The 14,000-nt window shown below is 46.2% G+C and carries 8 protein-coding genes; 5 read left to right on the plus strand and 3 right to left on the minus strand.

The genetic code is table 11. The features are described from left to right. Positions 1-62: 62 nt before the first annotated feature. Positions 63-5,549 (minus strand): PAS domain S-box protein, encoded by a 5,487-nt coding sequence (locus QUA62_RS01400; protein ID WP_333402065.1) that lies wholly within the window; start codon positions 5,547-5,549, stop codon positions 63-65. 569 nt (positions 5,550-6,118) lie between these two features. Here QUA62_RS01400 and QUA62_RS01405 point away from each other — a divergent pair. The 3 genes from QUA62_RS01405 to QUA62_RS01415 all read left to right on the plus strand — a co-directional run bounded on the left by QUA62_RS01405 (position 6,119) and on the right by QUA62_RS01415 (position 9,311). Further along, positions 6,119-6,469, plus strand: coding sequence for a hypothetical protein (locus QUA62_RS01405; RefSeq protein WP_333402066.1), 351 nt, complete (start codon positions 6,119-6,121; stop codon positions 6,467-6,469). Between the two features lie 280 nt (positions 6,470-6,749). After that, a complete protein-coding gene (mgtE, locus tag QUA62_RS01410; RefSeq protein ID WP_333402067.1) occupies positions 6,750-8,150 on the plus strand; it encodes a magnesium transporter in 1,401 nt (466 codons plus the stop codon). Between the two features lie 237 nt (positions 8,151-8,387). Next, a complete protein-coding gene (locus QUA62_RS01415) occupies positions 8,388-9,311 on the plus strand; it encodes a hypothetical protein (protein ID WP_333402068.1) in 924 nt (307 codons plus the stop codon). Between the two features lie 181 nt (positions 9,312-9,492). Here QUA62_RS01415 and QUA62_RS01420 read toward each other — a convergent pair whose 3' ends face one another. Continuing rightward, positions 9,493-10,011: a hypothetical protein gene (locus tag QUA62_RS01420; RefSeq protein WP_190655684.1), complete on the minus strand. Its 519-nt coding sequence runs from the start codon at positions 10,009-10,011 to the stop codon at positions 9,493-9,495. 20 nt (positions 10,012-10,031) lie between these two features. Further along, positions 10,032-11,114 (minus strand): ParM/StbA family protein, encoded by a 1,083-nt coding sequence (locus QUA62_RS01425; RefSeq protein ID WP_190655682.1) that lies wholly within the window; start codon positions 11,112-11,114, stop codon positions 10,032-10,034. 322 nt (positions 11,115-11,436) lie between these two features. On the opposite strand from QUA62_RS01425, the gene ftsH2 reads away from it, so the two are divergent. After that, positions 11,437-13,323, plus strand: a complete 1,887-nt coding sequence (ftsH2, locus tag QUA62_RS01430; protein WP_190736779.1) for an ATP-dependent zinc metalloprotease FtsH2 — start codon at positions 11,437-11,439, stop codon at positions 13,321-13,323. 133 nt (positions 13,324-13,456) lie between these two features. Beyond that, a complete protein-coding gene (locus tag QUA62_RS01435; protein WP_333402069.1) occupies positions 13,457-13,858 on the plus strand; it encodes a hypothetical protein in 402 nt (133 codons plus the stop codon). The last annotated feature ends 142 nt before the right edge of the window (positions 13,859-14,000 follow it).

A 14,000-nucleotide genomic window follows, 5' to 3' on the forward strand; every position in this document is an offset into this window, starting at 1 on the left:
TGTATTCTTGTGTGCTGTTCCTAATTCCCTAGTCCTAATCAAACGTTTAACTGCACAACAGCTTATAAATCCAATGGAGGAATTCCACTGGGGAAATTACCTTGAATTAGATTAATGATTTTCTCAAATTGATACTGGTTGGCGAGTTCCGTCAGATGAGTACCGAATTGAGCGAGGTCTGAGGAAAGTTGAGCTACCAGTTCAACGATCGCAACATCATCCCCACATAAAGCAGCATCTTCCAACTGAACCACCCATACTTTTGGTAATGTCGCCAGAAGCGTTGGATCGAGGGAATCTGAAACCCTAGGGGAAACAGAACAGAGGTAAGAAGGAAAACAATCTGTTCCCCGTTCCCCCTTTTCTGTTTCCTCTTCCTCATATACATATTCTAAACTTAGGTATTCCGCCATCTTAAGAAATAGGGTCTGTTCCCGGAAGGGCTTGCTGATGTAGTCGTTGCAGCCAGCAGCTAAGGCGAGGGCGCGATCGCTCTGGGAAGCCTGGGCCGTAAGTGCAATAATGATACTGTTGTGTCCGTCTTCCATTGCCCGAATTTGCTTCGTAGCCTCGTATCCATCTAACACGGGCATCCGAATGTCCATCCAGGTTAGGTCGGGTTGCCATTGTTGCCAAATCTGCACCGCTTGCTGTCCGTTGGTAGCTTCTTTTACCTCTAATCCTAATTGTGTCAGTAATCTGACCATTAGCAAGCGATTTTCTGCTTGATCGTCAACCACCAAAATGCGATGCTCCAGTTGACTGGGAGCCAGCCCAATCACAAGGCGATTATTCTCTTCGGGTGTAACGTTAACTCCACTGATGGGGCTGACGGGAAGGGTAAAGGTGAAGGTACTCCCCTGTCCCACAGTGCTGCTGACAGAAATTTTTCCGCCCATGAGTTCCAACAATTTGCGGCTGATGGTTAGACCTAACCCGGTACCGCCGATCGATCGCTTCCCAGCTTGGGCTTGCACAAACGCATCGAAGATAGTATTGAGTTCGACCGATGCAATCCCTACACCTGTGTCAGCGACTACAAACTGGAGAATCGGCCGAGTTGTGGTTAATGCCCCTGTACCGTCCGCCTTAATACTGACTTGCAGACTAATGCTTCCGCGATCGGTAAATTTGATGGCATTACTCAGCAGATTGAGCAAAACTTGGCGCAGTTTTTGAGCATCGGCAATAATAAATTGGGGAACTTCTGGCGCAATCTCGAAACAAAGGTCAAGTCCTTTAGAACTTGCTCGTTCCGCCAACATATTTCGGAGGGAATGCAGCAGCGAAATTAAGTCAAATCCGCTTTCTTCCACTGTGAAGTGTCCCGATTCAATTTTGGAAAGATCCAACACATCGTTAATCAAACTCAAGAGGTGCTCCCCACTCCGCCGAATTGTTTGCAGGTCTTCTTTTTGCTTGCAAGTTAAAGAGGGGTCATGGGTCATCACCTGGGCAAATCCTAGAATTACGTTGAGAGGAGTGCGTAATTCATGGCTCATATTGGCTAGGAAGGTACTTTTTGCCAAGTTCGCTGCTTCTGCTGCTTCCATTGCGTGCAGCAGTGCCAGTTCTTTCCGTTTGCGATTGCTGATGTCTTTGTGCGTTCCAATCATTCGTAAAGGCTTACCATCTTCATTGTAGGCAACGACTTTCCCGTAGTTAGCGATCCACTTCCACTCACCTGACTTGCAACGCACACGATAGTCAAAGGCATACTTAACTGAGCTATCTTGCAAGTGACTATTCAGAGACTCCAAAACCCAGAATTTATCATCAGGATGAATGATCTGGTTCCAGACGTTCACATCCATCACCAATTCACCCGGCTTGTAACCCAGCATTTCCTGGTAGTAGGAATTAATGTAAACTTCTCCAGTTTCAATTTTCCAATCCCATAGTCCATCTCCAGAGGCTTCTAGTGCCAGCATTAAGCGTTCCTCACTCCGTTGTAAAGCGGTTTCCGCTTGATGCTGTCGCGTCACATCGATCGCCACACCACCTACTAGCATTTGCCCAGATAAGTCGGGGATGAGAAATTTGTAAACCAGAAACTCACCCAGGGTTCCATCTCGACGGGACGCAATCTCAATCGTTTCCATTAGCTCGTTGGTTTGAGCAACCGTTTGGATATTGTCTAAAAATTGTTGGGCAATGGCGACGGGGTAAAGTTCAAAAATGGATTTTCCAATCAGATCCTCAGTGGGTAACTCGAAGGTATTGAGATAAGTCTGGCTGGCATAGAGCATTACACCATTTCCATCGGTAATCCAGGCAGGGGCAGGGCTGTGATTCATGAAGGCTTGGAAGCGAGTTTCACTCTCTCGGAGTGCCTGTTCTGCTTGTTGGCGTTCCGCTTCGTTCCGTTTGCGATCGCTGATATCCCGGCAGATACAGAAGTGCATCATCTCACCTTCTAATTCCACCCGGCTCCAGCTAATTTCCACGTCATACTCCGAACCATCCTTACGCCGATGTCGCGTCTCAAACAGAGGAAGAACGCTCTCTTTTGTTAACATAACTTGTAGTTCTTCCTTCGTCCATTGAGCATCCCAATCAAAGACATTAAGATTCATGGTTTCTTCCAGGGTGTAGCCCAGCATCCGCGCAAAACTCGGGCTAAAATCGACTATGTTTCCGAGCCGATCCATGATAACAACACCGTCCAGGGAAGTGTTGAAAAAGCCTTTACTTCGCCGAAGTTCCTGTTCGAGTGCAACTTCGGCTTTTTTGCGATCGCTAATATCTTTCATGAAGCAGTAATGCCCCAAAAATTGCTGCTGTTCGTCGTAAGTTGAAATCATCACCATTTGTTTGTAAAAAACCGAACCGTCTTTACGAATTCCTTTCATTTCAACTTCCACTCTGCCCTCTTTCACCATCGGCCAATAGAGGGTAATCAGTTTTTTCAATTCGTCGGGATGTATCGTATTTTCCCAGGACATCCCGATCATTTCTTCTGGCTGATAGCCTGTCATGTCAGCATAAGCTTTATTCACATAGAGATAACGCCCTTGTATATCCAGTTTGGAAATGCCGGACACCGCATTTTTCATCACCTCACTCATTTCTCTAAGCTCTGCTTCTGCGTGTTTGCGATCGGTGATATCTTCTGAAAAACAAAGTAGGTACTGGGGCTGATGCTGCTCGTCGTAAATGGGAATCTTCACAGTATGCAGCCAACGTTGACCCAGACTATGACTGTCAATAACTTCTTCGAGAATATCCTCGGTTTTACCTTTCTCAAAGGCTTCTCTATCCTTTTGGTCAAAAAATATAGCCTGTTCTATTGGGAAAAAATCATAACAGCTTTTGCCGATCGCTTGTTCGGATGAGATGCCAAATAACCGTTCGCTGGTTTTATTCCAAAACTGAAATCGGCCAAATCGTTTAGGCTCTGCGTCCTTAACAAAAATTGCCACCGGTAGATGATCCAACAGTGCTTGTAAGAAATTGCGAGTTGTTTGGATTTCCTGCTCTACTTTTTTGCGCTTAGTAATATCAATAAAGGTAACTACAACTTGTGTAATTTGACCGTTTTTATCGATCTCGGGATAGGCATTAACTAATACCCAAACACAACTATCAATGTCTTTTTTAATTCCTAATAGATAATTTTTCCGGGAACTTCCAGTGGATAAAACCTGATTGACCGGATATTCCTGTAGGGGCAGAACGCTGCCATCTTCCCGCACAAAATGCCAGGCCGGAGATATCGCGGTTTTTCCCAGCATTTGATCCATTGAAAGCCCTAGTAATTCACCCGCCGTTTCATTACATAATTGGATGCTGGTATCTGTCGCATGAATCACAAAACCCGCATTTAAGTTATCGATCAATTGCCGATATCTGGCTTCGCTTACCTGTAAAGCAACTTCAGCTTGCTTGCGCTCCGTAATGTCGCTGTGAGACCCAGCCATCCGAATTACCTTACCTGCATTATCCCAAAGTGCCTGACCGCGATCGAGAATCCATTTGTAGGAACCATCTTTGCAGCGAATACGATGTTCTGTGAGATAGAAAGGAGTTTTCTTGGCAAAATGGTCTTGAACGGCTTGCATTACCCATCCCAAATCATCGGGATGTACCCGATTTCTCCATTCATCTACACTATTTTGAATTTCCTTCTCTTCATAGCCCAAGATTTCCTTCGAGCGACTAGAGAAGAAGACTTCGTTGGTTTGAACATTCCAATCCCAAATGCCGTCGTTATTACCGCGTACAGCCAGTTCCCAGCGTTCTTCACTTTGACGTAGTGCTGCTTCTGCTTGTTTGCGGTCAGCAATATTCCGAGCAATCTTTGAGGCTCCAATAATATTCCCTGTTTCATCTTTAATGGGGGAGACACTCATCGAGACATCGATTAATGTTCCATCTTTCCTCAGCCTCTTTGTATCGTAGTGTTCGATGCGTTCTCCTCGCTGGATTTTGGTGAGAACTTCGTTTTCCTCATCTCGATAGTCTGCGGGAATCAGTTTTGTCCCTGATTGCCCTACTATTTCGACGGCTGTATAGCCAAAAATAGTTTCTGCTCCTACATTCCAACTTGTAACTACACCCTCTAAATCTTTACTGAGAATGGCATCTTCCGAGGATTCAACGATTGCAGCTAGTCGAGCGATCGCCATTTCTGCCTGTTGTCGCTGGTGAATTTCCCATTGCAACTGGCGATTGGCTTTTTTGAATTTATCGACTTCGGAATAACTAACTTGTGCGAGATACACGACCAACATAAGCAACCCAACTAAAATCAAGCCACCTATTAACACAACTATTGGTAAATAGAATTTTTCTTCTAGGAACTCTAAAGTTGGATAAACATCTATTCGCCAGTCTACACTATAGGCTTTCACTACAACTGTTTTAGGCTGTAAATAGTGAGATAAAATCTCTTGACCGTAGATCAAATCTGTGCCAGCATAGATAGCCACATTGTACCCGTGTGACACTTTTAAAATACTGTCAAATAGAGTTTGAAACTGAAAAACTCCGACAATAAACCCCTCAAATTGATTACCTACAAATAAAGGAAAACTTGCTATAAACCCTTCACCCCCTTGAACAAGTGAAATATTGCGACTTAAGATAGGTTGACGCAAATCACGAGCTACTTGCAAAGTAATTTTGCAACGCAGTTCCCGATTAAAATCTAGGTTTTGCGCTGCCTCATTCCCTGCCAGGGGCGCAACCCATCGCACTTTAAATGATGGATCGACTAATGCGATCGCCTGATAACCGTAGAAATCCTTTACATAAGCCTCAGCATCGGCTTCCCAAAGAGCCTTTGGTGTACCGCCATTAGCTTCCCAGCGATTCGCCATTTGACGAAGTGTCAACACCCGAATTGATAATCCTTCGCTCAGTTGGGACTGAATCGCATTGGCTTCCTGCTGAATTAACTGCTCGATGTGGATTTGTCCGTTGATGGTTAGCTGTTGCCACGTAAATAAAACAGCAACAGAGGCCACCACACCCAGCAAAAGAGGTAGCAATCGTTTAAGTGGTGTTTGGCCTAAACTTATAATTACGTTGCGTCGAGGGATTACCATAAATTAAGCGATAAATGAATAGAGATTTCTTCAATTTTTTGGGATATACTTGGGGAATTTAATGATGCAATAAAACTAAGGTTTTACCTGAAATCCAGTTAATAATAAGGCCATCTCTAAACTTTATACCCCCTAAGTTGAGCTGTTAAATTGCATCGGTAAAGAATGTTGTTTCTTAACCCCTAGCCCTTTAACTATATTTATATAGGGCGATGAGCTAGATCTGTTGAGATTGTAAATAGGTATTGTTTGCCAACATTGGCGACAAAACCAGTAGATTTGATGCTGGCCAACGTGACGCAGCATTTGATTCGAGCAGCAGGGGCAGTGGGTCATACAGACCTATTTTTATAACTAAGGGTATTTCACTCTTGTTGCAAAGTGCTGTAAGTTCGCTTGAAGCAACCATAACAAGACCCTAGAGAAAAAAATAAATATTTGGTAAATAATATAAAAGGGTTAAGAAAAAGATACAAATTTAAACATTCCGTAATAAAAGTTAGAGCGCCAAGAATGTTTATCCCACAATAGGCACATTGTTACAAACCTTGTAATGTCACCTCTGTTTTTTGAAAATTCTACACTATTCGGAGGCAATTTATGAAGGTATCACGGGCCGACAGTCGGGTGTAAAAGATGCGGTATCCGGAACAACCGATGCCTTCGCCAGCGACAGGATGCTGTTAGTCCCAGAAGCGCTGAGACAGGGTGTAACTCAAAGCCAATATTCTCTTATACAGCAGCAGCCTTTAACCTGCATTTCCTACGGCATAATCTTGCCAGTAAGCGACACTGAATGGAAAGAAACAGTCAATAATTTTATTCGCAATCAAAGTTCGACGAACCTGTTGGAAAAAGTGAGCGGGTGCAATTCTCCTTTCCTAGCAATGAGTGTCGCCGATCGAGATAAATGTATTTAATACCCACGCGGCTAAGCTGCTTCGCGCGCACCCGATGGAGAGGGGTAATACTAAATCCGCGTTAAAAACCCTTTGCTCCGACTCGACGATGGAAATCGCTCAAAAGTCCAACTTTCGTCCTCGCTGAGAGCGACTAAGAAACAAAGGAGTATTTAAGCCGGATTTCATATAAGCTGCGGATATTGTCAGGGCAAGTGTGATGACCACTGCAACCAGTGGCGTCAATAGGCTCTAAACTGGATTCAGGAAGGCGCGCAGCACAGGTTTAGGAGGGTCATCAGTGACAACAGAAAAAAATTATCAATCGTCTTCTCTACCCACCTACGCGCGAAAAGAACTCCGGGAATTAGTTCGATCGCAGTTAAGGGCCCTGTTGGAAGAAGGAGACTTTAAAGGAGCAAAAGCGATTTTGCACCCGGTGCAGGAAGCAGACATAGCTGAAGCTATCGAAGGCCTGCCAGAAACCATGCAAGTAATAGCTTTCCGCTTGCTTTCCAAAGACGAAGCCATCGCAGTTTACGAATATCTCGACTCCACCGTTCAGCAGTCCCTCTGCGAAAAATTCAAACGCCAAGAAGTCATTGATATTGTAGACAAAATGTCCCCGGACGATCGAGCTAAACTGTTTGACGAACTGCCGGCAATATTAGTCCGTCGCCTGTTGGGTGAATTGAGCCCGACGGAACGGGAAGCTACGGCTCAACTTTTGGGTTACGAAGCCAGTACCGCCGGTCGGATCATGACCCCGGAATATATTTCTCTGAAAGAAAGCTTTACCGTCGCCCAAGCTTTAGACCGAATTCGCTCTTTGGCTAGAACTACCGAAACAATTTATTCTCTTTACGTCACCGACGCCGGACGCAGCTTGACTGGCATTTTATCCTTGCGGGATTTAGTCACTTCCCCCCTCGATAAAACTGTCGGCGAAATTATGACCCGCGACGTAGTTTCTGTTCAAACAGGAACGGATCAAGAAGAAGTAGCTAGGCTGATCCAGCGTTACGATTTTTTAGCTGTGCCCGTTGTAGACCGCGAACAGCGGCTGGTCGGCATCATTACAGTTGACGACGCGATCGACATCTTAGAACAAGAAGCAGCCAAAGATATTTATACCTTGGGCGGCGTCCAGTCCGGCGGCGACAATTATTTTCAGACCGATTTAATTACCGTTGCCCGGAAAAGAGTCGTGTGGCTGTTTGTTCTGCTTTTAACTAATACTGTCACCGGCGCAATTATTAGAGCTCAAGAAGATATTTTGAACCAAGTAGTCGCCTTAGCAGCCTTTATTCCCCTGCTGACTGGCACTGGAGGCAATGTCGGAGCTCAGTCCTCAACTGTTGTAATTCGCGGTTTGAACACTGACGAAATTACAGCAATGGGCCCGTTTCAAGTAATTGTTCGGGAGGGGATGGCGGGAGCGCTGCTAGGAGGTATATTGGGGACTGTAGCGACGGGCTGGGCTTATACTCTGCAAGGGAGTTTAGCAGTGGCACTCGCGGTGGGAGTGAGTTTGTTTGCGATCGCAATTTTAGCTTCTATTGCCGGTTCAGCTCTGCCGTTTCTATTTCGTTCTTTGGGTTTAGATCCCGCTTTAATGTCTGCTCCCTTTATTACCACCGCAGTTGATGTCCTCGGGGTCTTGATTTATTTCACTTTAGCTCGACTAATTTTGCAGCTTTAATATATTTAATTACATGGCTGTCAATAAAAAACTTAATTGGTTTTTCACCATTACTCAATTCGACGCCTGCGTGCGATTCCCTACCGGATAGCTGCGCTCGCGTACTTTATTGTTATCCGCATACTTGTACCTGTTGAAAAAAATAATGCAACTATAGGCCCGCGATCCAAATTCCGAGCTTCATCAGTCATTCCACATCTAAAATCTAAAATCTAAAATCTAAAATGGTATTAGCCTATGTCATCATCCAATTCACAAACGAAAATCCAAAATCCCACGTCCAGCAATTTGTTAGAAACTGCTGAATTGGTTTTTCTTGCTGCCTCTGCTGTGGGATTGGCTGCTAGTTTGGTTTGGGGGCAGAGCGTTTATGCTCAAGTGCCTGTAGTGATTTCGTTGGTGTTGAATTTTGTGAACCGGCAGAAGTTGCACGGGCAAGTTAAAGCAAGTACGGCGGCCACGTTCGATCGCGTAAATCAACAAGCAGCTACTACCGATCGCGCGATCGAGGAATTGCAACTTGCTGTAAATGCTTTAGACGAAGCTGTTGCTCAAACATCTCGCGAAAATCTCAATGTTGGGCCTGGAGAAAACGTACACTCTCTCATTTCCGCAATTGAGAACCTGCGCCAGCGACTAATAATTTTAGAAAAAACTATTAAAATGATTCAAAGCGAGATCGAACTAACCAGCCGCCAATTCAAACAGCGGCCGGAGTTGCAACAAGTCGAAACTTTGACCACAATAATTCTGGACTTGCAGCAGTTTATCAACGAACTGCCGCAGTGGGGGAGTTTGCAGCAGCGGCAGCTAACAGAACTTCAGCAAAAAGTAGACAATGCTTTGGCTCAGCTATCTGAAGAAATTGCTGTGATTCCCAACCGCGTGCAGGAGGCGGTAGCTAGTCGGGGTGGAGAAATTAACCCACAGTTTGGTTCTGGTTTGAATGGCGAGCAAAAGAATGGTTATCGACCTAAAACCCCGAATGAGAAAATTCGCCAGAAATATCCCAGAGCTTATGTCAAGTGGAGTCAGGATGAAGACGAAAATTTGAAGAAAGAATATGCTAGCGGTCAACAAATTGACGAATTAGCTCAGAGATTTCAGCGACAGCCTAGTGCCATTCGTTTGCGCTTACAAAAATTAGGATTAATCGAATAAGGGGAAGGGTATAGACAAAAATGAGTAAATCTAAAATCTAAAATCTAAAATCGGCAATAACAAAGCGATCGCCCTTTTTTTTCAAAAGAGCGATCGCTTTGTTTCTGTATTCAGTACCGGCTGCCAACAGCGGGCCACTAACATTACATCTCCAGGCTTTTTAGCCTAGGTCTACCTCATTTTAGAAATCTTGGGGTAACAAAGAACTTAAACGCTCCAACAAAGGATCGGAATTCCGAGGAGGAGCAACTTCAGCATCAGACACTACATTATCATCCGCCACAGATTCAGACTCAATCGGGCCAGGCTCTACTACTTTTGAAACTTGGGCAAAAGAAACTTGAGCAAACTTACTGTTAACAGTCCCCTGCAACTGATCCAACTGCGCGCTGAGTTGACTCAGGTGATGTTCCAGTCCCTCCAAACGGCTTAATTCCTCTGCCGAAACATTGTGTTCAAACTCAGCAAATTTGACCACAAGTTCAGCAATACGCTGTTCCAACCGCTGAAAGCTCTGTGTAGAGCTAGCAGACTCAGATACAGACAAAAACTGCCACAAAGCTTGCTTGCAGAGATTGCTGAAAGTCTGATACTTCGTGAAAGCCAACTCTTTTTCAATAGCGGCCAGCAAAGTTTGATCCGCAGCATCTTCCGTAAACGCCACCGAGAAATTCGCCTTATTTTTTGCCCACAGTGCCATAGGGTTCAAGCCTTAATGCGTTACTTTATCGTGGCTAGCTGAGCCTCAGCATAAATAAACTGTCCCAAAGCATTAGCTTTCCGGGAAGGCTGAGCCAAGTGAGCCTTAAGATTGGCGTCTTTAAGCAAAGGTTGCAAAACCTCCCAGAAAAACTCGCCGCCCCCGCCAGTCAGAACCACATCCGTCACACGTTCCGGCAGCCACTGCACCAAACGTTCGGACAGTTCGTTAGCGAAAGCCTCCCGCAAATCCTTAATAATCGGATCTAAATTAGTCGGCTTAGTCGCTCCTCTGGGACGGTAAAAACGCTGGCCCTCGGGTTTATTCACCGCTTCCAGTAAAGACAGCGATTGAGGGTCTGCTCCCGGAATCTTTGAGGCAACTTGTTCGTAGAACTTGTTCATTGCGAAGGAATCGCTCTTAGAAGCCGCCCGGGCGAACCGGAAACGATCGACCATTAACAAATCGGTAGTTTGGTGTCCGATATCAACAACAGCCACCGACAGTTCGGGCAACTCCGGCGTAAACTCCTTGTTATCTTGAGCCTCACACCAAATCAGGCTGCCGAACCCTTCCGGCATCACCCAAACGTGACTGATGTTAATATCCACACGCTCGCCCCGGTACACCACAACGTGGGGAGAGCGCAGTTGGCTGATAATCTCTTCCTTTTCCTTCTCAAACTGATCCTGCGAATAAAACGGCAAACCCAGCACAACTGCTACTTCGCCCTTCATCTGGAAATATCCAGCACAGGAAAAGACCTTAACCAAAGCATCTACTACTTTCGACTGGTCGGCGCCACCGAGATTAGCGCCAAAATCTGCCGCCAGTTGACCGATCGCGTACCCCTTGCCCTGGTACTCCAGCCACATATCCAACAGAGGGTCTGTTGCTTTCGACTCAAAGCTGCCACCCCGCACCTTTTCCACGGGCATAGTAGCCACGTTGGCAGGGATGAAAACAACGCTACTCGGGTTGCGACTCACGCAAGCTTTAGTTGCCGTCCGACCCAAATCTGCACTAATAATCGATTTGTTAGAAGCGACTTTAGTCTGCTGGGTCAGCATAGCCGAATTAGGAACAAGCTGTCTAGTTGTCATTGAAATGTGTTACCTCACTGAGCCTCACCATTATCATGCCTTATCCCTTGACACTGCCACGCTTAAAGACAGTGGGTTTTGCGGCGATTCTTCTAACTCTACCTAGATCGGTATCGAAATCAGCACCAAACATTATATTCGGGACGATCGCCCTTACCGTAACTAACCTAACTTTTTCTGGAGCGATCGTGGTCGAAGCTCTGTTGCCTGAGAGTGCATTGTTAAGTTAAATTTAGTTAAGATTCTGAGTGTAAACTTTTGTCGCACTTCTCCGACACCGCGATCTTACCCGATCTGTCCCCAATTCAAGGCATCCGCATTTATGAAAATTTCTTGGCGAACTATACTACTTTGGACTTTACCCGCCTTAGTCATCGGCTTTTTCTTGTGGCAGGGGGCCTTTGCCCCATCCCCGGCAGAAATGAGCAAGAACACCGCCAGCACCCGCCTGAGCTACGGTCGATTCTTAGATTACTTAAACGCCGGTCGAGTGACCAGCGTTGACCTTTACGACGGAGGTCGGACGGCTATTGTCCTAGCAGTCGATCCCGAACTGGACAATCACGAGCAGCGGTGGCGGGTAGATTTGCCCTCAAATGCCCCGGAACTGGTTTCTAGGCTCAGAGACTCAAAAATCAGCTTCGACACTCACCCACTACGCAACGACGGTGCTGTCTGGGGACTTTTAGGCAATCTAGTATTTCCCCTCTTGTTAGTAGGAGGCCTGTTTTTCCTCTTCCGCCGCGGTGGCAACGTTCCCGGCGGCCCGGGCCAAGCCATGAATTTTGGCAAATCCAAAGCTCGCTTTCAAATGGAAGCTAAAACAGGCGTACTGTTCGACGACGTAGCAGGCGTTGAGGAAGCCAAAGAAGAACTACAAGAAGTGGTGACATTCCTCAAAAAACCCGAACGCTTCACCGCAGTCGGGGCGAAGATTCCCAAAGGCGTGCTGCTAGTGGGCCCTCCCGGAACCGGTAAAACCTTGCTGGCAAAAGCGATCGCAGGCGAAGCCGGCGTGCCTTTCTTCAGCATCTCCGGTTCGGAATTTGTTGAAATGTTCGTCGGTGTCGGCGCTTCCCGCGTTCGGGACTTGTTCAAGAAAGCTAAAGAAAATGCTCCTTGCATCATCTTCATCGATGAAATCGATGCAGTCGGTCGCCAACGGGGCGCCGGTATCGGCGGCGGTAACGACGAACGGGAACAAACCCTGAACCAGTTGCTGACGGAAATGGACGGTTTTGAGGGCAATACTGGCATTATCATCATTGCTGCCACCAACCGCCCCGACGTGCTCGACTCAGCGTTGCTGCGTCCGGGACGTTTTGACCGCCAAGTTACTGTAGATACGCCGGATATCAAAGGCCGCTTGGAAATTTTGGAAGTTCACGCGCGCAACAAAAAGCTGTCTGCGGAAATTTCTTTGGACGCCATCGCCCGCCGCACTCCTGGTTTTACCGGCGCTGATTTGGCTAACTTGCTCAACGAAGCGGCTATTTTAACCGCCCGCCGCCGCAAAGAAGCGATTACGATGCTCGAAGTTGACGATGCAGTCGATCGCGTGGTAGCAGGTATGGAAGGCACTCCCTTGGTGGACAGCAAGAGCAAGCGCTTGATTGCTTACCACGAAATCGGCCACGCGATCGTCGGTACAATCATTCAAGCCCACGATCCCGTTCAAAAAGTTACCTTAGTTCCTCGCGGACAGGCCCGCGGCTTGACTTGGTTCATGCCCAGCGAAGACCAAGGTTTGATTTCTCGATCGCAAATTTTAGCCCGGATTAGCGGTGCTTTGGGTGGCCGCGCAGCCGAAGAAGTAGTTTTTGGCGATGCCGAAGTAACTACCGGTGCCGGCAACGACTTGCAGCAAGTAAGCGGCATGGCGCGGCAAATGGTGACTCGCTATGGGATGTCTACCTTGGGCCCGATCGCCCTGGAAGCTCAGCAAAGCGAAATTTTCCTCGGCCGCGACTACACAGCGCGATCGGAATATTCCGAAGAAATAGCCTCTCGGATTGACGGACAAGTTCGAGCAATTGTCGATCACTGCTACGACGACGCCCGCCGAATTATTCGCGAAAATCGCACCGTGATCGATCGCTTAGTCGATTTGTTGATCGAAAAAGAAACCATCGACGGCGAAGAGTTGCGCCTAATCGTCTCTGAATACACTTTTGTTCCTGAAAAAGAACAATACGTTCCTCAGCTTTAAGACTTGTTTAAAGATTACGGACACGGCATTGCCGTGTCTTTAAAAAGTAGGGACGTGGCACTATTGCCACGTCCCTACTTTTTTATTAAACTGTCAATAATATTAAACCGCCCCTAAACGCCAATTAACGCAGATGAATACTACATTTGCCCTAGATACTAAGAATTCGTCATTTTTTTTAATAGCAACTTTGATTTTTGTTTCCATCAATACTTTGAGCGCCCGCGCTGAAAAATTAAGATGTTTTGTAGATATTTGCATCGACCCCAGCAGCGTTGAATTAAGTAAATCCGATATTCCCGGTGCTCCCTCTTATCCAGTCAGAACTATTTTAGGAACTCAACAGTTTAGTAACGAGAAATTGTTGGCGCAAATGGAAGTTAACTGCCAGCAGCGACAGTTTAGAACCGTCCGAGTTAGCGAAGATGGCGAAAATTGGTCTAATTTCGATCCGAGATGGACTTTAGTCGATCGCAACTCATCTTTGTCTCGGCTGGTTGACTATACTTGTAAATTGGCGATCGCAGAACAATAGAATAAATAAGTATACCCTGAAAAAAAACCGCTCGCCTATATCTTCAACCCTGGGCTTGCGGGTGCAAGTCTGACAAGCAGCGATTTCAACCGCCGAGTGTTAATATTACACTCACTCTAAAATCTAAAATCTAAAATCTAAA

The sequence above is a fragment of the Microcoleus sp. MON1_C1 genome (assembly GCF_036701945.1).
In the GTDB taxonomy this organism is placed as follows: Bacteria; Cyanobacteriota; Cyanobacteriia; order Cyanobacteriales; family Microcoleaceae; genus Microcoleus.